The sequence below is a fragment of the Brachybacterium sp. AOP25-B2-12 genome (genome assembly GCF_052378625.1).
Classification (GTDB): Bacteria; Actinomycetota; Actinomycetes; order Actinomycetales; family Dermabacteraceae; genus Brachybacterium.
Genome location: NZ_JBQSXW010000001.1, coordinates 30,066 through 52,739 on the forward strand (window position 1 = coordinate 30,066; position 22,674 = coordinate 52,739).

The 22,674-nt window shown below is 73.7% G+C and carries 21 protein-coding genes; 6 read left to right on the plus strand and 15 right to left on the minus strand.

Annotated features, from left to right (window positions below; genetic code table 11):
- The 12 genes from rpe to ACT3TZ_RS00210 all read right to left on the minus strand — a co-directional run bounded on the left by rpe (position 1) and on the right by ACT3TZ_RS00210 (position 14,247).
- A complete protein-coding gene (gene rpe / locus ACT3TZ_RS00155; protein ID WP_444581365.1) occupies positions 1-714 on the minus strand; it encodes a ribulose-phosphate 3-epimerase in 714 nt (237 codons plus the stop codon).
- Positions 711-2,333: an RsmB/NOP family class I SAM-dependent RNA methyltransferase gene (locus ACT3TZ_RS00160; RefSeq protein WP_444581366.1), complete on the minus strand. Its 1,623-nt coding sequence runs from the start codon at positions 2,331-2,333 to the stop codon at positions 711-713. The genes rpe and ACT3TZ_RS00160 overlap by 4 nt, the downstream gene beginning before the upstream one ends.
- Positions 2,330-3,292, minus strand: coding sequence for a methionyl-tRNA formyltransferase (gene fmt / locus ACT3TZ_RS00165; RefSeq protein WP_444581367.1), 963 nt, complete (start codon positions 3,290-3,292; stop codon positions 2,330-2,332). Before fmt ends, ACT3TZ_RS00160 begins: the two co-directional genes overlap by 4 nt.
- Before the next feature lie 27 nt (positions 3,293-3,319).
- Positions 3,320-5,545, minus strand: coding sequence for a primosomal protein N' (locus ACT3TZ_RS00170; protein WP_444581368.1), 2,226 nt, complete (start codon positions 5,543-5,545; stop codon positions 3,320-3,322).
- Positions 5,546-5,562: 17 nt separating this feature from the next.
- The gene (locus ACT3TZ_RS00175; RefSeq protein WP_444581369.1) at positions 5,563-5,943 is read right to left on the minus strand and encodes an FKBP-type peptidyl-prolyl cis-trans isomerase; all 381 of its coding nucleotides are present in this window, start codon (positions 5,941-5,943) and stop codon (positions 5,563-5,565) included.
- A 39-nt stretch (positions 5,944-5,982) separates the two neighbouring features.
- On the minus strand, positions 5,983-6,924 hold the full coding sequence (locus tag ACT3TZ_RS00180) for an FKBP-type peptidyl-prolyl cis-trans isomerase (RefSeq protein WP_444581370.1): 942 nt from the start codon (positions 6,922-6,924) through the stop codon (positions 5,983-5,985).
- A 64-nt stretch (positions 6,925-6,988) separates the two neighbouring features.
- A complete protein-coding gene (gene pafA, locus ACT3TZ_RS00185) occupies positions 6,989-8,350 on the minus strand; it encodes a Pup--protein ligase (protein WP_444581371.1) in 1,362 nt (453 codons plus the stop codon).
- A 4-nt stretch (positions 8,351-8,354) separates the two neighbouring features.
- The gene (locus ACT3TZ_RS00190) at positions 8,355-8,546 is read right to left on the minus strand and encodes a ubiquitin-like protein Pup (RefSeq protein WP_444581372.1); all 192 of its coding nucleotides are present in this window, start codon (positions 8,544-8,546) and stop codon (positions 8,355-8,357) included.
- Between the two features lie 60 nt (positions 8,547-8,606).
- The gene (gene dop / locus ACT3TZ_RS00195; RefSeq protein WP_444581373.1) at positions 8,607-10,442 is read right to left on the minus strand and encodes a depupylase/deamidase Dop; all 1,836 of its coding nucleotides are present in this window, start codon (positions 10,440-10,442) and stop codon (positions 8,607-8,609) included.
- Positions 10,439-11,998 carry a proteasome ATPase gene (gene arc, locus ACT3TZ_RS00200; RefSeq protein WP_444581374.1) on the minus strand — a complete coding sequence of 520 codons (1,560 nt, stop codon included), beginning with the start codon at positions 11,996-11,998 and terminating at the stop codon, positions 10,439-10,441. Before arc ends, dop begins: the two co-directional genes overlap by 4 nt.
- Positions 11,999-12,041: 43 nt before the next feature.
- The gene (locus ACT3TZ_RS00205; protein WP_444581375.1) at positions 12,042-13,085 is read right to left on the minus strand and encodes a tRNA (adenine-N1)-methyltransferase; all 1,044 of its coding nucleotides are present in this window, start codon (positions 13,083-13,085) and stop codon (positions 12,042-12,044) included.
- A 10-nt stretch (positions 13,086-13,095) separates the two neighbouring features.
- Positions 13,096-14,247 carry a M50 family metallopeptidase gene (locus tag ACT3TZ_RS00210; RefSeq protein WP_444581376.1) on the minus strand — a complete coding sequence of 384 codons (1,152 nt, stop codon included), beginning with the start codon at positions 14,245-14,247 and terminating at the stop codon, positions 13,096-13,098.
- Positions 14,248-14,533: 286 nt separating this feature from the next.
- Here ACT3TZ_RS00210 and ACT3TZ_RS00215 point away from each other — a divergent pair, with 286 nt between their 5' ends.
- Complete coding sequence (locus ACT3TZ_RS00215) at positions 14,534-15,385, plus strand: PAC2 family protein (protein WP_444581377.1); 852 nt, start codon at positions 14,534-14,536, stop codon at positions 15,383-15,385.
- A 104-nt stretch (positions 15,386-15,489) separates the two neighbouring features.
- On the opposite strand, the gene mshC is transcribed toward ACT3TZ_RS00215, so the two are convergent.
- Both mshC and ACT3TZ_RS00225 read right to left on the minus strand, forming a co-directional pair.
- Positions 15,490-16,767: a cysteine--1-D-myo-inosityl 2-amino-2-deoxy-alpha-D-glucopyranoside ligase gene (gene mshC, locus ACT3TZ_RS00220; protein ID WP_444581378.1), complete on the minus strand. Its 1,278-nt coding sequence runs from the start codon at positions 16,765-16,767 to the stop codon at positions 15,490-15,492.
- A gap of 73 nt (positions 16,768-16,840) precedes the next feature.
- On the minus strand, positions 16,841-17,191 hold the full coding sequence (locus ACT3TZ_RS00225) for a DNA primase (RefSeq protein ID WP_444581379.1): 351 nt from the start codon (positions 17,189-17,191) through the stop codon (positions 16,841-16,843).
- Between the two features lie 84 nt (positions 17,192-17,275).
- Here ACT3TZ_RS00225 and ACT3TZ_RS00230 point away from each other — a divergent pair, with 84 nt between their 5' ends.
- From ACT3TZ_RS00230 to ACT3TZ_RS00240, 3 genes are all read left to right on the plus strand, one after another.
- Positions 17,276-17,578: a DUF5703 family protein gene (locus ACT3TZ_RS00230; protein WP_444581380.1), complete on the plus strand. Its 303-nt coding sequence runs from the start codon at positions 17,276-17,278 to the stop codon at positions 17,576-17,578.
- Between the two features lie 64 nt (positions 17,579-17,642).
- Positions 17,643-18,149 carry a prepilin peptidase gene (locus ACT3TZ_RS00235; RefSeq protein WP_444581381.1) on the plus strand — a complete coding sequence of 169 codons (507 nt, stop codon included), beginning with the start codon at positions 17,643-17,645 and terminating at the stop codon, positions 18,147-18,149.
- Between the two features lie 79 nt (positions 18,150-18,228).
- Positions 18,229-19,035 carry a hypothetical protein gene (locus ACT3TZ_RS00240; protein WP_444581382.1) on the plus strand — a complete coding sequence of 269 codons (807 nt, stop codon included), beginning with the start codon at positions 18,229-18,231 and terminating at the stop codon, positions 19,033-19,035.
- A 71-nt stretch (positions 19,036-19,106) separates the two neighbouring features.
- On the opposite strand, the gene ACT3TZ_RS00245 is transcribed toward ACT3TZ_RS00240, so the two are convergent.
- Positions 19,107-20,117 (minus strand): LacI family DNA-binding transcriptional regulator, encoded by a 1,011-nt coding sequence (locus ACT3TZ_RS00245; protein WP_444581383.1) that lies wholly within the window; start codon positions 20,115-20,117, stop codon positions 19,107-19,109.
- A gap of 195 nt (positions 20,118-20,312) precedes the next feature.
- On the opposite strand from ACT3TZ_RS00245, the gene ACT3TZ_RS00250 reads away from it, so the two are divergent.
- Both ACT3TZ_RS00250 and ACT3TZ_RS00255 read left to right on the plus strand, forming a co-directional pair.
- Positions 20,313-21,659, plus strand: coding sequence for an FAD-binding protein (locus tag ACT3TZ_RS00250; RefSeq protein ID WP_444581384.1), 1,347 nt, complete (start codon positions 20,313-20,315; stop codon positions 21,657-21,659).
- Positions 21,656-22,657: a zinc-dependent alcohol dehydrogenase gene (locus ACT3TZ_RS00255; protein ID WP_444581385.1), complete on the plus strand. Its 1,002-nt coding sequence runs from the start codon at positions 21,656-21,658 to the stop codon at positions 22,655-22,657. Before ACT3TZ_RS00250 ends, ACT3TZ_RS00255 begins: the two co-directional genes overlap by 4 nt.
- The last annotated feature ends 17 nt before the right edge of the window (positions 22,658-22,674 follow it).

The following is a 22,674-nucleotide window of genomic DNA, read 5'->3' on the forward strand; positions in this document are numbered from 1 at the left end:
TCACGCGTGGGCGGCGCCGCCGCAGAGGTCCAGGTGCGCGTCGGCCAGCTCGCGGAGCCGACGGATCTCGGCGGCGGCGTCGTCGGCCCGGTAGATGGCAGAGCCCGCGACGAACACGTCGGCGCCGGCCTCGGCGGCCAGCTCGATGCTCTCGCGGTTGATGCCGCCGTCGACCTGGACGGACAGCTGCAGGTTCGCGGCGCTGATGGCGGCACGGGTGCGCCGAACCTTGGGCAGCATCTCCGGCAGGAAGCTCTGGCCGCCGAAGCCGGGCTCGACCGTCATCACGAGCACCATGTCGAACTCGCCGAGGATGTCCAGCAGCGGCTCGACGGGGGTGGCCGGACGCAGCGCGACCCCCACCTGGACGCCGGCGCGGCGCAGCTCCCGGGCCAGACGCACGGGCGCGGCGGCGGCCTCGAGGTGGAAGGTGACGGACTCGGCACCGGCCTCGGCGTAGGCCAGGGCCTCGCGATCGGCGTCCTCGATCATGAGGTGGGCGTCCAGAGGGACGGGACTGCGCCGTGCCATCTGCTCGACCATGCTCGCGCCGAAGGAGATGTTGGGGACGAAGTGCCCGTCCATGACGTCGATGTGGGCCCGGTCGGCATCGGCGATCCGATCGAGCTCCTCCCCGATCCGCATGAAGTCGCAGTTCAGCACGCTGGGGTTGATGCGGGCCGCGGGCGGGCGCGGCGATCCGGAACGGTTCATGAGGGATCCTCCTTCGTGGCCACGGCTGCGGGACCTGCGGGGAGGCGTCGCAGCAGGGCGATGTACATGGCGTCGGTCCCGTGCACGTGCGGCCACAGCTGCACGCCCGGGCCCGCGCCGAGGTCGGTGTCCCGGGCGGCCGGGAGCAGCCCCGCCGCGACGGCGGGTCGCGCGTCGAGCTGCTCGACGTCGTCCCGGCGTCGCAGCAGGTCCTTGACGACGAGAAGGGTCTCGGCGACGTGGGGGGAGCACGTCACGTAGGCGACAACTCCCCCGGGTGCGGCGGCGTCCAGCGCGCTGGCGAGGAGCTCGCGCTGGAGGACGCCGAGCTGTCCGATGTCCCCCGGGGTGCGTCGCCACCGGGACTCCGGGCGACGCCGCAGCGCGCCGAGGCCAGAGCACGGCACGTCGGCCAGGACCCGGGAGAAGCGATCGGGCAGGGTCTCGCCGATCGTCCGGCCGTCGGCCGTCTCGGTCTCGATCTCGGCTCCGGCCTCGACGAGCGTCCGCACGGCCCGGTCCACGAGCTCGGTGCGGTGGGGCTGGAGCTCGACGGCCAGGAGGTCGGCGTCGTGGTCGACGGTCAGCCCGCCCAGCAGGGCGGTCTTGCCGCCGGGTCCTGCGCACAGGTCGAGCCAGTGCTCGCCGCGGACGGTCGCCTCGTCGGTCACGAGGTCGTCGGCGCCCAGGGCGAGGGCGAGCGCCATCAGCTGCGAGCCCTCGTCCTGGACCGCGGCCCGCCCCTGCCGGACGGGGTCGATGCTGCCGGGATCCCCCGAGGGCCACGACGCGGCGAACGTGGAGAGGTGCCCGATCGAGGCGCCGCAGTCGATCAGCTCGTCGAGGTCGGTGAGCCCGGGGCGCATCACGAGGGAGACGGCGGGTGCGGTGTTCTGGGCGATGAGCAGGTCCTCCAGCTCCCCGCGGTCGCGACCGTGGGCGCCGAGGGCGTCGCGCAGGGCGCGCACCACCCAGGTGGGGTGCGAGTGGACGATCGCGAGGTGGGCGATCTCGTCGTCCTCACGGGCGGGGGCGACCTGGGTCAGCCAGGAGTCGCGGTCCTTCTCCCCGATCCTGCGCAGGACGGCGTTGACGAAGGAAGCGGAGCCTGCGCCGACGACCTGGCGGGCCAGGGCCACGGTCTCGCTCGTCGCGGCGTGCGGGGCGACCTGCATGTCCAGCAGCTGGTAGGCGCCGAGCCGGAGGACGTCCAGGACGGCGCCGTCGATCTTGGCGAGGGGACGGTCCACACAGGCGGCGATGATCGCGTCGAGACGGCCCTGGGCGCGCAGCGTCCCGTAGAACAGCTCGGTGGTGAAGGCCGCGTCCCGGCCGTGCAGGTGGTGGCGGCGCTGGATCCGCGGCAGGGCGAGGTTGGCGTAGGCGTCGTCCTCGGCGACGGCCCGCATGCCCTCGTAGGCGGCGAGCCGGGTGGGGGTCGCCGAGCGCGAGCGCTCGGAGGGTCGGTGCTCGGAGCGGCCCCGGCGAGGCCCCTGTCCACCGCGCGATCCCGAGCGGGTGCGGCCGTGGTCATCGCGACGTGGACCGCGTCCGGAGCCTCCCCGGGAGGCGTCGCCGCCGCGGGCGTCGGGTCCGCCGCCATGGCGCTCGGGGCTCATCGTGCCTCCCCCTCGGCCTCGGGATGCACCGCGAAGGCGGCGTCCGCGGCCAGGCCCGCTCCGCGGGACCAGTCGACGGCCCGCATCGGCCGCTTCCCCGGGGGGACCACGGTCGCCAACGCGAGCGGGAGGTCGCCGGTGCCCACGAAGAGGGCTCGCCGGGTCGCCGCGAGGCGTCCCGGTGCCAGTGTCAGGTCCGCGGGCGCGGGGGTGTCCTCGACGCCGAGCACCTTGACCCGGGCTCCGTCGAGCGTGGTCCAGGCCCCGGGGTGCGGGCTCATGCCCCGCACGTGCGCGGAGACGGCGTCTCGCGGCAGGGACCAGTCGATGCCCGCCTCCGCGGGGGTGAGCTTGGCGGCGTGGCTCCGCCCGGCCTCGGCCTGGGGTGTGAGCACGGCGGTGCCGTCGGCGATCGCGTCGAGGGAGCGCACGAGCAGGCCCGCGCCCGCCAGGGCGAGGCGGTCCAGGAGCTCGCCGGAGGTCTCTGTGGGGCCGATGACCGCGGGCTCCTGGAACAGCACGTCCCCGGTGTCCATGCCCTCGTCGAGGCGGAAGGTGGTCATCCCGGTGCGCGGGTCCCCCGAGAGGACCGCGCGCTGCGCGGGGGCGGCGCCGCGCCAGGCCGGGAGCAGGGAGAAGTGCAGGTTGATCCACCCGTGGCGCGGGACGACGAGCGCTCGCGGCGGCACGAGGTTGCCGTAGGCGACGACGGGGGCGGCGTCGGGGGCCAGGTGCTCGAGGTCCTCGATGACCGCGGGGTCGCGCAGGCTGCGGGGCGTGAGCACCTCGATCCCGGCCTCCTCGGCGACCACGCGCACGGGACTCGGCGTCAGCCGCCGACCTCTGCCGCTGGGGGCGTCGGGGCGGGTGAGCACGCCCACCACCTCGTGGTCGCTCGCGAGCAGGGCACGGAGGGAGGGGACCGCGGCTTCGGGGGTTCCGGCGAAGATCAGACGCATGATCCCCTCATCGTACGGGGGCGGCGCTCAGAAGACGTCCGGGGGGTCGACCTGGACCCGTAGCGATCCCCCGGCCTTGCGGGCGCTGCGCGAGGCCACGCCCGCGCGCAGCACGGCGAGCAGCTCGCGCGAGCGGGACGGGTCGATCCGCACGACGGCCCGGGTGACGGTGCGGTCCCCTTCTCGCACGTCGTCGACCGGGCCCAGGACGTGGGTCCCGTCGGGCAGCGGGGTGTCCTCCAGGAATGCCCGGCAGGCCTCCTTGTCGCCGCTGATCTCGGCGACCTTCGAGAACGGGGGCAGGTCCAGGGTGCGGCGGTCCTCCAGCACCCGGTCGAGGAAGGCCGCGGAGCGGTGCGCCACGAGGTCCCGGATCGCCGGGAGGGTGGAGGTGCCGACGATCAGCACCTCTCCCCCGTCGTCCGCCGTGCGCACGAGGGCGACCGCGTCGGACCACCGGCGCACCGCCTCGACGTCGGCGTCGTAGGCGGCGCGGGCGAGCATCGCGTCGGCGTCCAGGAGGAGCGCCGCCGCGTAGCGGCCGGTGGGCCAGGGCTCGGCCCCGGGGGTGGCCACGACGATCGCCCCGTCGGGCACGTCGTCGTCGGCGACCGCGCCGTGCGCGCCCCCGGCGACCCGGAAGGGGACCTCGGGGAAGGCGCGGCGCAGCTCCTCCGCGGTGCGGGTCGAGCCGATCACGACGGCACGGACCTGGGTGCGGTCGCACTCGGGGCAGCGGTAGCCGTCCTCGCGGCGTCCGCAGACGCGGCACACGAGGGGGCCGCCGCGGCCGGCCTGGGACAGGGGGGCCGCGCAGAGCGGGCAGATGCAGCGGGTGCCGCAGAAGGTGCAGGCGATCGCCGGGGCGTACCCGCCCCGCGGGACCTGGACCAGCACGGGTCCGCGCGCCAGGCCGTCGCGGATCACCCGCATCGCCTCCTGCGGGAGTCGGGACCGGCCGGAAGGCCCCTCCCGGTCGCGCAGGTAGTCGTCCATCGCCTGGATGCGGGGTCGTACCTGCCGCACGGGTGCGGGCACGGGTTCGAGCATGCGCAGGTACCCCGTCCCGGCGAGGTGCGCCTCGGTGGTCGAGCGCGCGGCCGACAGCAGCAGCAGCGCGGCATGCTCCTCCGCGGACCGGCACTGCAGCACGGTGAGCGTGTGCGGGTAGGGCGCGCGGGGCTCGACGAGGAGGTCGTCGGCGCCGTCCCACAGGATCATGAGCGCGAGGTCGCGCACGGGGGCGAACGCCGCCGAGCGGGTGCCGATCACCGTGCGGGAGGCTCCGCGGAGGATTCGGAGGAAGGCGCGGTACCGCTTCTCGGGTCCGTCCGCGCTGGCCAGCACCTCGTGGGGGATGCCCTGGGCGGTGAGCTCGGCGGAGAGCCGGTCGACGTCGCGCTGGTCCGGCGCGACGGTCAGGGATCCCGCGCCGTCGGGGAGCCCGCGGAGCGCCTCGGCCACGGTGCGGGTCCAGGCGTCGACGGGTTCGAGCACGATCCCGGCGCGGGGCACGGGACCCTCGGGATCACCGGCGCGGGCCAGGAGCGCTTCGGCACCCCGGTAGCGGGTCAGGATGCCCGCGGGATCCGGGGCGGTCGTCGGCTCCGCGTCCTCAGCGGTCGCCCCGGGGTCCTCGGTCTCCCCTGCGTCGGCAGAGCCCGTGGAGTCCTTCGCGGCGTTCGCGCACCGGGTTGCCCCCACGGCCGCCGCGGGCTCGGCCTGCCCCGCGGCTGCTGCGCGCTCGGCCTCCTTCGCGGCTGCTGCACGGTCCGCCGTCTCGGCACGGGCGTGCCGCGGGGGCAGCGCCAGGCGCAGGACGTCGCCGACGGTGCCGGCGCAGCGGGCGGCGACGTCGGCGCACACGCGCAGCAGGTGCGGCGGCAGGACGACGTCCTCGGACAGCAGGCGGCGCAGCGGCGCCAAGGGGCGGTCCGTCGTGGCGTGCGCCCGTCGGGCCACCACGATGCCGTCCATCTCCTGGCCCGAGAAGCGCACCTTGACCCGCATGCCGGGGCCGGCGGCCGCGGTCTCGGCGGTCACGGCGTACTCGAACGGACGGTCGAGGTGGGGCAGGGGCCCGATGAGGCGCACCTCGGCCACGGGATCGGTCGGGGCCAGCTCGAAGCCGGCGGTCGTGCGCGGGCGGCCGTCCGGCCGGCCCGCTCCCGCGTCCGTCGAGGAGCGGGAAGGAGCGGCGCGGGCCGGTCCAGGAGGCGGATCGAACAGCCCCTCCTGGCCGACACCGGGCATGCGCAGGCCGGGCCTGGTCAGGGGTGGTGCACGGCGACGAGGTCGCACACGAAGATCAGGGCCGCCCCCGGGGCGATGACGGGCGGCGCGCCGCGATCGCCATAGGCGAGGCTCGCGGGGATCTCGAGGCGGCGGCGGCCGCCCACGCGCATGCCCTGGACGCCCTGGTCCCAGCCGGCGATGACCTGTCCCACGCCGAGCTGGAAGCGCAGCGGCTCGCCGCGGTTCCAGGAGGCGTCGAACTCGTCGCCGCTGGCATGGGCGACGCCCACGTAGTGGACGTCGACGACGTCCCCGCGGCCGGCCTCCTCGCCGTCGCCGACGATCTCGTCGAGGACGACGAGCTCGGTGGGGGCCTCGGTCCCGGGGAACTCGATCTCGGGCTTGCTGCGATCCATGGGGGTCCTCTCGGTGTGTGGGGGGTCGGGCCGTGTCCGTCAGGCGGAGACGGGCGCGACGGCGTCCAGGATATCGGCGACGAAGATGAGGGTCTCCCCGGCGAGCTCGCTCTGGCTGGTCCCCTTCTCGCCGTACGCCTCGGCGGGCGGGATGACGAGCAGGAGCTGGCTGCCGACCTTCTGGCCCGCGAGCGGTCCGTCCCAGCCGGCGATCACCTGCCCCTGCCCGAGGACGAAGGCGAAGGGTGCACCGCGCTCCCACGAGGAGTCGAAGGAGCTGCCGTCGGAGTACTTCCATCCGGAGTAGTGCATGACGAGGGTCTGGCCGGCCTCGGTGACCGGTCCGTCCCCGGCGATGGTCACCGTCGCGACGGTCGACGTCGGGGCCGGAGCGCTGGGAGCGCCCTCGAGCTGCGGGACGCCCGAGCCGTCGAGGGTGAACTGCGGCTGGTCGGCGGGGGGCGGGGTCGCCGTGCCCTCGGCGCGCGGCAGCACCTTGGAGACGATGTCGGAGACCTGCACGATCGGGACGGCCTGCCCGGTGGAGTCCTGGACCTGTCCGAGCATGACGAAGCGGCTGCCCACCGTCGCGGTCTGCAGGAAGTCGGCCGTCTCCTGGCCGTTGGCCTCGGCATCGGCGGCGAGGATGTTGGCCGGCGCGCCCTGCCACGCGGACTGCAGCACCTTGCCGTCCTTGGCACCGAGGTACGCGGTGTGCAGCGCCACGACGTCCCCGGCGGCGATGGCCGCACCGTCGCCCTGGACGACGATCTTGGACGCGGGCTCCGTCACGGCCAGCGGCGCGGTGAAGGTGACGGTGGGCTCGGCGCCCACCTCCCCGCTGACCGTGACGCCGTCGATCGCCGCGGCACCGGAGGCGCTGGGGCCCGTCCCGGAGGTGTCGTCGCCCCCGCAGGCGGCCAGGCCGATGGCGGTGCCGGCCGCAAGGGCGGTGGTGAGCAGGGTGCGGCGTCGGATCACAGGTGGTGCCTCTCGTGGGGTGTCGGAGCGTGGCCAGCGTACGGGAGCGGCCGGACAGGCGGGCTCAGCCGGCGGCGCGGATCTTCTCCAGCAGCGCCGTGACCTCAGGGGTCGAGGTGGCGAAGGGGTCGAGCACCTGGACGGGCATGGCGCCCTGGTGGGTGAGGCGCATGGTCGTCCAGTCCACGACGTGGTCGACGTGGTGCTCGATCGCCGCCGTGACGACCTGTCCGCGCAGGTGGGCGCGGGTGGTCGTCGGGGCGACGGTCCGGGCCGCCTCGATCCGTTCCTCGGACAGGACCGAGGGCGCCAGGCCCCGCCGGCGCAGGGCCGGGAGGAGCCCGGTCCAGGCGTCGAGGTCGTGGTAGGCCAGGTCCAGGCGCTGGATGGTGGGATCGCCCAGGTCCACGCCGCGTCGGGCGCCGACGTCCGCGAACAGCTTCTCCTTGATCGCCCAGTCCAGCTGCGTCGAGGCCCAGGCCCGGTCCCCGGTCGTCACGGCGTCCAGGGCCCGCTGCCAGGTCTCGAGGGTCGGGGCGTCCGCATCGTCGGCGACCGCGTGGACCTGGTCGAGGTAGCGCTGCTGGATCTCGGCGGCGGGCAGGGTCCGCCCGTCCTCGAGCTCGAGCGGGGTCTGTCCCGTGAGGTCGCGGGCCACCGCGCGGATCGCCGTGATCGGATCCTTCAGCCGCAGGTCCTGCAGGGCCCGGCCGGACTCGATGAGACGCAGCACGAGGTCGGTGGTGGCGAACCGCAGCCAGGTGGAGACCTCGGACATCGTGGAGTCCCCGACGATCACGTGCAGCCGGCGGAATCGCGTCGCGTCCCCGTGGGGCTCGTCGCGGGTGTTGATGATGGGCCGGGTGCGGGTGGTGGCCGAGGACACGGCCTCCCACATGTGGTCGCTGCGGCGGGAGAACACGAAGCGGGGCCCGTGCTCGTCATCGGTGACGACGCCCCCGGCGCCGGTGATCATCTGCCGCGTGACGAGGAACGGCAGGAGGCTCTGGGGCAGACGCGTGAACTCGCCCCGCCGGTCCACGAGATAGTTCTCGTGGCTGCCGAAGGAGTTGCCGGCCGAGTCGACGTTGTTCTTGAGGAGGTGGATCCTCGCGTCGGTGCAGGCCTCGGTGAAGGCCGCGTCCGCCTGCTCGGCGAGGTCGGCGAGGATCCGCTGGCCCGCCTGGTCCTGGGCCACGAGGTCCCACCAGTCGTCGCACTCGGCGGTCGCGAACTCCGGGTGGCTGCCGACGTCGAGGTAGAGCCGCGCCGCATTGGGCAGAAAGACGTTGGAGGAGCGCCCCATCGCGACGACGGGGCGGAACAGCTCCCGCGCGGCGGACTCGGGCTCGAGGGCCCGGGTGCCGTCGGCACGCACGCACACGAGGCCGTACTCGGTCTCGAGGCCTCCCACGCGGCGCTTCATGAGGTCACTGACCGCCCTTCTGCACGAAGGACTTCACGAAGGTCTCGGCATTGGACTCCAGCACGGAATCGATCTCGTCGAGCAGGTCGTCGCTGGAGTGCACCGAGGCGAAGGTCTGGCCGCCGCCGGTCGCGCTGTCGGTGCCCGGGGTGTCGTCGTCGCCGGGGCCGGAGCCGTGGAGGGACTGCTGGGTCATGGTCATGCTCCTTCGAGGGTGGGGTCGGTCCTGGGGTGCGCGACGTGGGATGTCGGGCGGTCAGACGTCGAGGGGGTCCGCACGGGAACGGGGTGCGGCCTCGCCGGAGGAGGCCGGCGTCCCGCCCTCCTCGCCGATCCGCCGCAGGGTCGTGAGCACCTCGTCGACGGGGGCCCACGGGTCCACGCCGTGCTGCGCGCACCAGGCGGCGCTGCCGAGGGTGGGCTCGGCCATGCGGATCCGGAGCGCCGCGTCGGAGCCCTCGAGGGTCAGCACGTCCCAGCCGGCGGAGGGGACCGCGTCCGGATGGGCGCCGATGAGGGCGCCGCGCAGGTGCGCGCGGGTTGTGGCCGGGGGTGTCGCGACCGCCCGGGCGGCCTCGTCCTCGGCGACGAGACGTCGGACGGCCCCGGAGTCCCGGAGGCGGGCGTAGAGGCTGCGCGCGGGGCGCAGGTCGCTGAACTGGAGGTCGATCGCGAGCAGGCGCGGGTCGCCCCAGTCCAGCCCGTGGCGGGACCGGTAGTGCTCGAGCAGGGACAGCTTGGCGGCCCATTCGACCCGGTCCGCGGCCAGCAGGGGGTCCTCGCCCAGCAGGTCCAGGAGCTCGGCCCACTGCGCCAGGACATCGGCGGTCTCGGGATCGCTCGTGTCGGCCCGGGGTGCGATCGCCGCGAGGTAGCGGCGCTGGATGTCGAGCCCGGTGAGGTGCTCGCCGTCGAGGGTCTCGACCGTCGCGGCGAGCGTCGGGTCATGGCTGATGACGTGCACGGCCTCGACGGGGTCCACGAGCCGCAGCACGGGCAGGATCGGCTCCCCCGTCCGCCGCTCGGCCTCGAGGGCGGCGAGCACGAGGCTCGTCATGCCGAGCTTGAGGTAGGTGGCGGTCTCGACCTGGGTCGCATCCCCGATGATCACGTGCAGGCGCCGATGCCGCCGGGCATCGGCATGCGGCTCGTCCCGGGAGTTGACGATGGGTCGGTTCAGCGTGGTCTCCAGGCCCACCTCGGCCTCGAAGAAGTCGGCGCGCGAGGAGATCTGGAAGCCGGGCCGCTGGCCCTTGGTGCCGATCCCCACCCGGCCGGCGCCCGTCAGCACGCTGCGGGTGGCGAAGAAGGGCACGAGCGCCGCGACGACGTGCTCGAAGGGGATGTCGCGGTCCAGGAGGTAGTTCTCGTGGGTGCCGTACGAGGCGCCCTTGCCGTCGGTGTTGTTCTTGTACAGGGCGATCGAGGGCACCTCCTCGATCGCGTCGAGGCGCCGCATGGCCTCGATGGCGATGAGTTCGCCGGCCCGGTCCAGGACCACGGCCTCCCGGGCCCTCGTGACCTCCGGGGAGGAGTACTCGGGGTGGGCGTGGTCGACGTAGAGCCGGGCGCCGTTGGGCAGCACCGCGTTGCCGACGGCGCGCTGCACGGCCCAGTCGAGGATCTCCGCATCGCTGCCGCCGGGCGCACGCTCGGGGGCCCGCAGGGGCACGTCCGCATCGACGCTCGGGACGTCCGCCCCGGGCAGGTCGAACATCGGCACGTGCGCGTCGCGCACCGCGTCGGTGAGCTGGCTGGGATGGGCGGCGGCACGGGTCAGCTCGAAGCCCCGGGCATCCCGCAGGGGCGTCTCGTCGCCGTAGTCCCAACGCACGCGGGCGCCGCGACGGGAGGGGTCCTCGCCCAGCAGCGCATAGGCGGCGACGGCCAGGTGGGAGAGCATGATCGAGGACGATGCGCCCGAGGTCGAGCGCGCCTCGACGTCGGCGTGCAACACCCCGAACTCCGTCTCGATGCCCATCACCCGGCGCGTCACGAGCGCGGGCGCGGATGCCGTCTCTCCCGGCGAACCCTTCGCCGGGGGGACCTCCGAGCCGGGTCCCGCGGTCCCCGGGGTCGTGGCGACGCTCATGCCCCGGCCTCCTGCCGTGCACGGGCCTCGCCGTGGACGGGTGTCACCTTCTCGACGCGGCGGCCCCGTCGTCCGGAGATCCGCGCCCAGTCGTCCGGGTGCGCGCCGGAGGGCAGATCCTCGTTCTCGGCGAACTCGGTCGCGATGGCGGCCAGCACGTGCGCGGAGCCGATCCCTTCCGGATCACCCGCCAGAGTGTCCTTGACCGCGTTCTTCTTCGCCCGGTCGACGATGTTGCGCAGGGTCGCGCCCGAGACGAAGTCCCGGAAGTGCAGCGTCTCGGCGCTGCCGTCGGAGTACTCCAGCCGCACGAAGGCGGTGTCCGGGCCGTCCGCGTACAGGGTCCGGACGGCGAGGTCCAGGAGCACCTCGCGGTCCTCGCGCAGCGGCACGGAGCCGTCGAGGTAGAGCCCGAGGATCTCGCGGGCCGAGGAGGCGTCGGGGCGCTGGACGCGGATCTTCACGTCGAGGCGTCCGGGTCGCAGGATCGCCGGGTCGATCATGTCCTCGCGGTTGGAGGCGCCGATGACGATGACGTTCTCGAGGCTCTCGACGCCGTCGATCTCGGCGAGCAGCTGGGGCACGATGGTCGTCTCGACGTCGCTGGAGACACCGGTCCCCCGGGTGCGGAACAGCGACTCCATCTCGTCGAAGAAGACGATCACGGGGTTCCCGGAGCTCGCGCGCTCCCGCGCCCGCTCGAAGACCAGGCGGATCGACCGCTCGGTCTCCCCCACGTACTTGTTCAGCAGCTCGGGGCCCTTGACGTTGAGGAAGGAGCTGCCGCGCAGCGCCTCGGTGACGTCGACGCCGCGGGCCTCGGCCGAGCGCAGGGCCAGCTCGTGGGCGACGGCCTTGGCGATCATCGTCTTGCCGCAGCCGGGGGGCCCGTACAGGAGGACGCCCTTGGGCGGGCGCAGGCCGTAGCGTCGGTAGAGATCCTGGTGCAGGAACGGCAGCTCGACGGCGTCGCGGATCGCATCGATCTGCTCGGCGAGCCCCCCGATCTGCTCGAAGGACGTCTCGGGGACCTGCTCGAGCACGAGGTCCGTGATCTCGGCGCGCTCGATCTCCTCGAGCACCAGCTGCGCCTTGAGGTCGACGAGGACGTGGTCGCCGGGGTGCAGGGCGGTCTCCGCGAGGACGCCGCTGCGACGCAGGGCGCGCTGGTCGTCCTGCGCGACCTGGACCAGCACCCGGGCATCGGGCAGGTCCTCGAGCACGGTCACGACGCTGCCGGCGTTCTCCCGCGCCACCTCCTGGACGGCCACGAGCGACTCGTTCAGGCGCAGCTGCGCGCCGGATGCGAGCGTCGCGGGGTCGAGCTCGGGGCTCGTGGCGATCCGGAGGCGGCGTCCGTTGTGGAGCACGTCGACGGTGGTCCCCTCCGCGCGGGCGAGGAACGTCGCGTAGGAGTTGGGCGGGTCCGAGATCCGTTCGAGGTCGGTCTTGAGCTGCACGATCTGCGCGCGGGCGGACCGCAGCCCCGCGACCAGGCGGTCGTTCTGGGCGGCGTACTTCTCGAGCTCGGTGCTCAGGTCCTGATAGGTCTTCACGATGTCCGATCCTCGGTGACGACGGATGGCGGGAGCGGGACGTTCAGCGGTCGCGTCCCTGACGGATGTCGCGCAGGGCGCGCTTGATCTTGCGGGGCGCGATGCCGCGCTCGCCGATGTCCTCGGGCGTCCAGGTGCCCTCGGAGCCGCCGAACCCCTCGTTGTCCGGGTGGGCCAGCTCCTCGGCGAGCTGGGAGCCAGGGGCCGGTCGGCGCACGCGCGTGAGCGCCGGGGTGCCGTGGGCGGTGCGGCGCGCGGTGAGCAGGAAGCCGGTGTGGGCGTTCATGCGGTGCTCGGGGCGCACGGCGAGGCCCTCGAGGTGCCAGGGCCGGACGAACGACTCCCAGGCGTCGGGCTCGGTGAACTCGCCGTGGGCGCGCAGCGCCTCGGCGGTCCGGGAGAGCTGGGTGACGGTGGCGACGTACGCGAGGAACACGCCGCCGGAGACGAGCGCCGTCGCGGCCGCGCCGACGCACTCCCACGGGGCGAGCATGTCCAGCACGACGCGGTCGGCGCAGGGACCGTCGGCCGCGAGCTCGAGCGCGGTGTCCTGGAAGTCCCCGGTGCTGAGGGTCCACGCGGGGTGGGTGCCGCCGAAGTACGTCTCGACGTTCAGGCGCGCGACCTCCGCGAAGTCCTCACGGCGCTCGATCGAGTGGACCGAGCCCTCGGGGCCGACGGCCCGCAGCAGTGCGGTGGTCAGCCCTCCGGAGCCCACGCCCGCCTCGAGCACCCGCGCGCCGGGGAAGATGTCCCCCCACATGAGGATCTGGGCGCTGTCCTTGGGGTACACGATCGCGGCGCCGCGCGGCATGGACAGCATGTAGTCGGCGTACAGCGGGCGCATCGCCTGGTAGCGGGTGCCGTGGGAGTCCTCGACCACGGTGCCGTCCTCGGCGCCGATGAGGTCGTCGTGGCGCAGGACCCCGCGGTGGCTGTGGAACTCGCCGCCCACCTTCAGGGTGATCGTGTTCATGCGGTGGCGTGCGTCCGCGAGCTGCACCTTGTCGCCGGCCACGAAGGGTCCCGTGCGGTCCAGTCTGGGGCCGGGGGCCGCGGGAGCTGTCCCGGGATCTGTCGAGGTCATGGATTCCAGTCTACGGTCGTGCGCCCGGGGCCCGGGGATCCGTCCCGGGGTGCAGACGCGCGCCGACCTCGGCCGTCGCGATCGAGCCGAGGACCCGTCCGTCCGGATCGACGACGAGGTGCTCGGCTCGGCGGTCGGCCATGAGGTGGTCCACCAGGGCGTCCCCGTCGACGGTGGAGGGAACCCGGCCGACGAGCCCCACGGGGCGCGTCACCGCGCCGATCGGGGTCGCGGCCCGGGAGGCCAGCGGCACCGAGGCGAGCGCCACGGGATCCACCCGGTGTCCCTGGCCCTGGGCGTCGAGCACGAGGACGGTGCGCGGGTCGACGGCCGGGGGCACGTCCGCGGTCGTCGCGGACTGCGGGAGGACGACGACGGGCCGCGTGAGGTCCCGCACGTCGAGCCGACCGATCCGGTCCTGCGTCTGCGCGCCCTGCAGGGCGGCGGAGGCGCCCCGCCAGAGGGTTCCCGCGATGATCACCGCCCACAGCACGACGATGATCCCGAACGTCCCCTGCGACTGCGAGAGCCGCCACAGCGCCAGCAGGACGACGCCGACGGCGATCGCGCGCCCGATCCAGGCGGTCACGACCGTGCCGACGGAGCGTCGGCCGAGCACCGCACCCAGGATCCCCTCGACCACGCGACCGCCGTCCATGGGCAGCCCCGGGAGCAGGTTGAACACCGCGAGCCCGACGTTGAGCACCGCCGCGTAGAACAGGAACGCACCGGCGGCCCCCTGGCCTCCGACGGCCTCGACCCCGGCGAAGGCTGCGAGCGCGAGGAGCCCGTTGACGACGGGCCCGGCCACGGCGATGAGCGCGGAGGGCAGGGGGCCGATGTTCCGACCCGTGTACTGCGTGTGCCCGCCCCACAGCGTGAGCGCGATCTGCTCGACCCGCGCGCCGAACGCCCGGGCCAGCACCGCATGGCCGATCTCGTGCAGCAGCACCGAGACGATCATGAACACGCCCACGGCGACGGCCAGCAGCACGGTCCCGGTGGTGTCGGCGACCCGTTGGGCGCTGAGGTTCGGGTAGACGAGGACGGCGAGCAGCCCGATCGTCAGCAGGGTGCCGCCGGAGACCTGGAGCCGCGGGAGCCTCCTGTCGGGCGTGCGGGTGGCGTCCACGGCGTGCTCCTCGGTGACTGCGGTCCTCACGACGGCCACCGTGCACGGGCGGACGCATCGCGCTGCCGCGTGCGTCGCGCCCGCGGGAGGCACGATGCTCCCGCGGCGCGTGGGTCGGCGTGACCGCCGGGACGGGGGACCTGCTGCTGTCGTCGCGCCGGGTCTGCGGTCGCGGTGTGTGAGCATAGCCGCAGGTCCCGTGGGACCACTGGGTGCGGGCTGCGGACGCCTATGATGGACCGACCGGGCGGTCGCCGATGTGCCGTCCGGATCGTGCGCCTCGCGCACCGAGTCGGGACCGGAGGACGGACAACGGATGCAGCCGCCTGAGACGGGACGCCGCGGGAGGCACCGCGGCGAGGGTCCCACCATCGCGATCGCCGCGTTCGGCGGATGGAACGACGCCGGAGAGGCCGCGACCGGTGCGATCGCCCACCTGCTCGCGATGTGGCCCTCGCGCCGGATCGCCACCATCTCCTCGGAGGAGTACGTCGACTTCCAGGTCAGCCGCCCCTCGATCCGCACGACCGAGGACGGCAACCGGGTGATCGACTGGCCGGACACGACCGTCGACCTCGTGACGACCCCGCACGGCGGCAAGATCCTGCTCGTCGAGGGGCCCGAGCCCTCCATGCGCTGGAAGGCCTTCAGCGCCGAGGTCATCGAGCTGCTGGTGCGTCACGGCGCCACGACCGTGGTGACGCTCGGCTCGCTCCTGGCCGATGCTCCCCACACCCGTCCGCTGCCGGTCTCGGCGAACATCGAGCCCGGGATCGACGACACGGTCGACGAGGACGCCTACGAGGGACCGATCGGCGTCCCCACGGTGCTGGGCCGCGTCGCGGTCACCGCGGGCCTCCGGTCGGTGGCGGTCTGGGTGCAGGTCCCCCACTACGTCTCCCAGAACGCCTCTCCCAAGGCCGTGCTGGCACTCATCCGCGCCCTCCAGGACCAGGTCGACGAACCCCTGCCGCTCGGGGAGCTCGAGGACGAGGCGGCCGCCTGGCAGCGCGGGGTCGATGAGCTCGCACGGACCGATCCGGACGTCGCCGAGTACGTCGAGCGCCTCGAGCGGACCCAGGACGCCGCCGAGCTGCCCGATGCCACCGGCGACGCGATCGCCCGGGAGTTCGAGCAGTTCCTCAAGCGTCGCCACGACGACGACTGAGTCTCCTCAGGGGTTCCCCGCCGACCGGGCCGAGGCCCCGTGCGGAGTGCCGGGGTGCCCCGGCCAGCCCCGATCCCGCTGACCGGCGCGGGTGCTCGTTGAGCTCAGACCTCCGCGAGCTCGATCCCGAACAGGGCGTCGACGGCGAGGTCCACGCGATCCGGCGCGCCGTCCTGCTCCACGGGAGCCGGTGACACCGCGGTCCCGGCATCCTCGTCCGCCCAGGCATCGAGCACCGCGATCGCCCGGGGGGTGTCGAGGTCCTCGCGCAGGGCGGCGCGCAGCGCCTCCACGACGTCGGGGCGCACGATCCCGTGCGCGGCATCGCGCGACGCCGCAGCGCGATAGGCGGCGAGCCGGGACGTCCCTGCGCGCAGCTCCTCGTCCGTCCACTCCCAGTCGGTGCGGTAGTGATGGGCCATGAGCACGAGGCGGATCGCCATCGGATCGGTGCCCCCCGCGACCAGTCGGGAGACGAACACCAGGTTGCCCTTGGACTTGCTCATCTTCTCGCCCTCGTAGGCGACCATGCCCGTGTGCGGGTAGATCGTCGCGAAGCCGCTGCCGATGGCCGCTGCGTGGGAGGCGCTCATGTCGTGGTGGGGGAAGACGAGGTCGCTGCCTCCGGTCTGGACGTCGAAGGGCATGCCGAGGGCCTCCTCGGCGATGCACACGCACTCCACGTGCCACCCGGGACGACCGCGCCCGAGGACCCCCGCCTCCCACGACGGCTCGCCCTCGCGCGCCGCGCGCCACAGCAGAGGATCGAAGGGATCACGCTTGCCCGGGCGGTCGGGGTCGCCGCCGCGCTCGGGGAAGACCTGCGCCATCTCCTCCCGGGACCAGCCGCAGACGTCGCCGAGCGTCCCCGTGCGGGTGATGTCGAGGTACCAGTCCTGCCCGTCGGCGTCCGCGGTCTCGACCTGGTAGGCGAACCCCGCGTCCCGGATCCGGGTGACCAGGGCGATGATCCCGTCCATCGCCTCGCTCACGGAGCGGTAGGTGTCCGGGGCCACGACCCGCAGGGCGGTCATGTCCGAGGAGAACAGCGCCGACTGGTCCGCGGCGAGGTCCTGCCAGGCGATCGCGTCCCGATCGGCGCGCTCGAGCAGCGGGTCGTCGACGTCGGTGACGTTCTGCGCGCTGCGCACACGGACGCCGCTGTCGAGGAAGGCGCGGCGCATGAGGTCCGCGGCGACGTAGGTCGCGGCGTGCCCCATGTGCGTCGAGTCGTACGGGGTGATCCCGCACGTGTAGAGCCGGACCAGCCCGGGGGTGAGGGGCCGGACCTCCTGGATCTCCCGTGACCGGGAATCGTGCAGGCGGACGGGGAGACCGCTTGCGGGCAGGGGGGCGACGACCGGCGATGTCCAGCTCTTCACCGCTCGATCCTATGCGGGGGCCTCGTCCGAGGACGGCACCGACGGGGTCGCGTATCCCTCACTCGGCCGGCCGTCAGCGACGATGCGCGGTCTCGTCCTCGTCGTCGCCCTCGTCCTCGTCCTCGTCCTCGTCATCATCCTCGTCGTCGTCGTCCTCGAGATCGTCGAAGTCGTCGAAGTCGTCGAAGTCGTCGGCATCATCGTTGTCGTCGTCCTCGTCGTCCCCGTCGAAGACGATCAGCGGAGTGGCGACGTCGTACGCCTCGAAGAGGGCGTCGTCGTAGGTGTCGAAGGCCGAGGTGAGCTGGTCGGTGGCGGCTTCGAGGGCGGGGTCCTCGTCGCCCCGCGAGGCGGCGGAGGCTTCGTAGTGACGTTCGAGGGCGGCGATCAGAGCTGCGAGGGCGGCGCGCGGATCCGTGGTCATGATGGGAAACCTACCGCGTCCGAGCGCACAATGGACACCCTCACGGGCCCTGCCGGGGCCCGATCCCCTCCCGGAAGGAGAACCATGTCCACCTTCTCCTCGCTCCCGCACCCGCGACCGTCGGTGCAGCACGTCTCCGCGCCCTCGGGGATCACCGATCTCCCGATCGAGCGCGGGCGCCGTCCCGAGGACTACGAGTTCCAGATCGTGACCATCCCGCCGCGCGTGTCCATCGGCGCCGTCCGCGCCGGGCTCACGGAGAAGGCGGAGTACGGGCGCTGGGAGCTGGCTCGCACCCGGCTGTACCTCGGAGGTGGCAAGAAGGTGTGGCTGCGGCGTCGCATCATCCGCGTCGCCTCGACCCTGGGGCGCGACGCGGCGGCCTGACGCGGTCGTCCACAGCGCCCGCGGCGCTCGCTCCTGGGCGCGGGTCCTCTGCTTGAATCGGACCGTGACCCTCAGCGCCGTCCCGCTCCCGGCGCTGATCGCGCTGCTGGTGGTCTACCTGCCCCAGGCCGTGGCGCTGTCGGTCATCGACGTGCGCGAGCACCGGCTGCCCAATCGCCACGTCCTCGTGCTCTCCGCGTCGATCGCGCTGGTCACAGCGGGGGTGGCCCTGCTCTCCCCGCCGGCGCGCGGTGACGTCGTGCTCGCGCTGGTGACGGGGCTCGTGGGCGGGGCTCTCGCGGTGTGCATCGCCCTGCTGTCGCCGTCGCTGCTCGGCATGGGGGATGCCAAGACGATCCCGGCCGTGCTCGTGACCACGTGCCTGCTGGGCTGGGACGTCCTGCTCTCGGGGCTCCTGGGCACGGCGATCCTCGGTGGGGTCTGCGGCATCGTGACGCTCCTGCGGACCCGCGACGCGCGGGCGGCCTTCGCGTACGGCCCGGTGCTGCTGGCGATGCCGGTGGTCGGCATCGCCCTCGCGCCGTGGATGCGCTCCGGTCTCGGCCTCTGAGGAGAACCCCTGCCCCGTGCGCCGGGCAGGGTATCTTCTGGATCACAGTGCTCGTCCCGGCAGCCCCGAGGAGACCCCGATGTCGTATCCCGTGCCCCCGGCTCCCGGCGGCCCGCCGTACGGCGGCGGGCAGGAGCCCGGCCAGCAGCACGGCGTCCCCGCGTACGGCACCCAACCCTCGGGCCAGGGCGCGCAGCCTCAGGGGCACGGTGCGCAGCTGCCGGCCTTCGGCGCACAGCCGCAGGGGGCGGCCGGATCCGCCTCGGGGTTCGGGAGCGCACCGGGCGGGCCGACCCCACCGACCCCGCCGAAGCGGCGCTGGGGCATCTGGGTGGCCGTCGGGTGCGGGTGCCTGCTCGTGCTGGCCGCGATCATCACGATCATCGCCGTGACCCTCGTGAACTCGGGGGGCGAGGAGGAGGACCCCACGGCGCGCGGGACGACCGCGACGTCGTCCTCGCCGACGGAGCAGTCCACCTCCGATGCGCCGCCGACGACCTCGCGCACCGTGGCGACGACGACCAGCCAGGGTCCGGCGCCGGTGACGCCCGAGGACCTGACCGCCGCGGGCCAGACCATGGTCGACCTCACCAAGGCGCTCATCCACGGTGACGTCGAGGGGATCTGCAGGACGGTGCTGAACCCCATCACGAAGCAGCCCTACCAGCCCTCCGAGATCAGCCTGTGCACCAACCAGATGCAGCAGTACGCCGGCGGTGGCACCGAGGAGCAGAAGCGGGCGATCGACACCCTGACCCCGGACCAGGTGATCACCCGGGCCAACGACGACGGGACCATCACCGCCGCGGTCGCCAACACGCAGACCGAGTTCACCCTGCGCCGCGGCGCGGACGGCGGCTGGTACGTCGATCTGTCGACCTCCTGAGGGCCCGAGCCACCATCGCCCGAGCGCACGACGCGCCGCCGGGCACCGCACGTACCACGGGTGCAGGAGCGTCAGCGCCGGGGCGCCCATGCACGCGTGCTCGAGCGCACCACGAGGCGCACGCCGGGCGCGCTCGGAGGTGCGCCCTCCACGGACGTGATGTAGCGGGCTGCGACCATGCCGAGCTCCCCGAGCTCGAGGGACATCGTCGTCAGACCGAACTGCTCCCCCACGCGGGTGCCGCCGATCCCCGCGACCGAGAGGGTCTCGGGCGCGTGCAGGCCGGCGTTCCAGAGCCCGGCCACCACGCCCACGGCCACCTCGTCGTTGGCGCAGACGACGGCGTCCGGCAGCCTCGACCCCGCGAGGAGCTCGCCCATGGCCGAGCGTCCGCTCTCCTGCGTGAGCCCGCCGCGCCCCAGCACGCGGGGCGCGCCTCCTGCGGCGGTGATCGCGGCGGTGTACCCGTCGATGCGCAGACCAATGCTCGCCAGCCCCGGGAGATCGCCGATGAAGGCGATGTCCCGGTGGCCGAGATCGAGCAGGTGCTCGGTGAGGCGCCCCCCCGCCGCCACGTTGTCGACGACGATCCTGTCGGCCGCGAAGTGTCGTGGGGCAAGCGCCACGACCCGTGTGCCCTGTGCCACCGCGGCATCGACCTCCCGCGCGAGGCGAGCTGTCCCGGGGGCGCCGTCGATGTCGCTCCCGCAGAACACGATGCCCGCCGCGCGGTGCTCACGGAGGAGCTCGAACTTCAGGCGTTCCTGGCCCGGGTCGCGATCGGTGTTGGCCACGATCGTGACGAAGCCCAGCCTGCCCGCCTCGATCTCGATGGACCGGGCCAGCTCCCCGAAGTACGGGTCGAGGATGTCGCTCGTGATGACGCCGACGATGCTGGTGCGTCGGGCCCTCAGAGCCCGAGCGGGAGCGCTCGGGGTGTATCCCAGCTGGGCCGCGGCTGACCGGACACGCGCTTGGACGGCCTCGGACACAGGATGCCCGACCGCGGATCCGTTCAGGGCCCTGGATGCCGTTGCCACCGAGACGGACGCGAGGTCCGCGATCTCCTTGAGGGTTGCCACGGCGCCTCGCGTCCCGAACGATGTCGCGCTGATCCGGGAGCACCCCTTGACAGCCTGCCGGTCCTGATCCTCGCGTGACGGCAATCGTTTGCCATCCGTCCGCACTCGCTCTCGCGGTGGATGGACAACGTTTGCCACACTCGATGACGAGACCCGGAGGACGCTGACAAGGCCGAGGACCGATACGACCTGATCGTGGTGGGGGCGGGGGCGGGCGGCCTGGCTGCCGCCCATCGCGCCACCGAGCTCGGAGCCCGCGTGCTCGTGCTCGAGAAGGCCCGGAGGATCGGCGGATCCGCCGCCCTCTCGGCAGGGATCCTCTGGACCGCACCCGACCTGGACGTGCTGCGGCGCATCCAGCCCGACGGCGATCCGGTGCTCGGGCCGCTCCTGGTCGCGGGCTACGAGCGCGCCGTGCAGGACGTGCGGGACGCCGGTGTCGCCGTGAGCGAGGAGTGGGACGACCACCTCGAATGGGGCCGCGCGTGCAAGATCGACATCCCGGGGCTGTTCGCGGCCTGGTCGAAGAGCGTCGTGGCCGCCGGCGGGAGCATCCTGACCGAGGTGCGGGACGTCGACCTCGTCCAGGGTGACGACGGCCGGGTCACCGGAGCCCGCTTCGTCCACGACGGTGAGCGCATCACGGCGCAGGCAGGATCCGTGGTCCTGGCGACCGGCGGCTTCCAGGGCGATCCCGAGCTGACCCAGACGTTCATCGGACACGGAGCGGACACGATCGGCGTGCGGTCCAACCCCTGCTCGGTCGGCGACGGCTTCCGCATGGGTCGCGCGGCCGGCGGCGCCGCGAGCCGTCATCTCTCCACCTTCTACGGCCACACCCTGCCCAGTCCGCTCCCGGTGATCCCCGAGGTGTTCCTGCGCCTGACCCTCTACTTCTCCGCGTACGGGATTCTCGTCAATCGCAGCGGGCGCCGGTTCACGGACGAATCCCTCGGCGACGAGGTCTCCGACCAGCGGCTCCTGCTCGAGCGCGATCACCGCGGCGTGCTCATCTGGGACGACTCCGTGCAGCGCGAGCGTGCCCTCGCCGAGCCGTACCCGAGCGGCATGGTGCTCGATCGCTTCGCCGAGGCCCGCGCGCTGGGTGCCCGTGCCGCCGAGTCCGACACCCTCGAAGGGCTCGTCGAGCAGGTCTCGACGTGGGGAGTCGACCGCGCGGCGTTGGCACGGACCCTGGCCGACTACTCCCGTGCCGCCGACGGTGATGAGGACATCGCCCTGGATGCGCCCCTCCCGGAACGCCCGAGCCCTCTGCACCGTGCTCCGTTCCGCGCTCTCGAGGTCCAGCCGTGCATCACCATCCCCTTCGGCGGGCTCCGGGTCGACGGCGATGCCCGGGTTCTCGACCGTGACGACCGCCCCGTCCCCGGGCTGCATGCCGTCGGTGCCGATGCCGGGGGTGCGCAGGATCTCCGCTACGTCGGAGGCATCGTCTTCGGCCTGGTGTTCGGACGCCGTGCGGCGGACGCCGCCCTCCGGTCCCCGGCCGCGAGGCCCGCCGGCGCGGCGGTGGGCGCATGAGCACCGCCGCGATGATCCCTGCCATCGCGTGGCACGGTCCCGAGGACCTGCGCCTGATCGGTCGTGAGGAACGACCCGTGGCCTCGGACGGCCTGCTCGTCGAGGTGGCCGCGATCGGGATCTGCGGGACCGATCTCCACCAGTACCACGGAGACGACGGCGGGACGGACCCGGGCACCGTGATCGGGCACGAGTTCGGCGGGGTCGTCACGGCGGTCGGCAGGGACGTCGCTGCCTCCTGGGACATCGGGGAGGTCGTCGCGATCGACCCCAACGCGGGCTGCGCGGCGTGCCCCGCGTGCATCGCCGGTGCCGCCGCGACGTGCCCCCGACGCGAGCTCCTGGGAGCAGGTCGTGACGGCGGACTGGCCGCGAGGGTCGGCATCCCCGCCCATCGCGCCGTCCGCATCGCAGGAGATCCCGATCCCCGGGCCGCGGCACTGGTCGAGCCTGTCGCCGTGGGGGTCCACGCCTGTGCCCGTGCGGGAGTCCGTGCGGGTGAGAGGATCGGGATCATCGGGGGCGGACCCATCGGCGCGGCATGTGCCAGGGTCGTCCGCGAGCTCGGGGCGCGACCCGTGCTCATCGAGCCCGACGCGTCCCGTCGTGCGCGGCTCGAGGCGTGGGGGGCCGAGGTGACGGCGCCGACCGACGTCGCGGCTCGGGACTGGGACCGTGCGATCGACACGGTCGCCCACGCCGCCACCACCCCGGCGGCGCTGGATCGGCTGCGCCGGGGCGGGACCCTGTGTCTCGTGGGCCTGGCGGGCGGCACCACCCTCTCCGCGCGCACCTCCGTGGTCCGCGAGGAGCTGACGGTGCTCGGCTCGTTCTGCTACGACCGCTCCGAGCTCGAGGCCTCCGCGCGCATCGTCGCCGTCCACGGGCTGGACACCATCCCGGTCGACTGCCTCCCCGGCCTCGACGCCGCACCCGGTGTCATCGCCGCGCTGGCGGCCGGGACCCTCACCTCCGGCAAGCCTCTGATCATCCCCTGACCGACCACCCCCCGCCC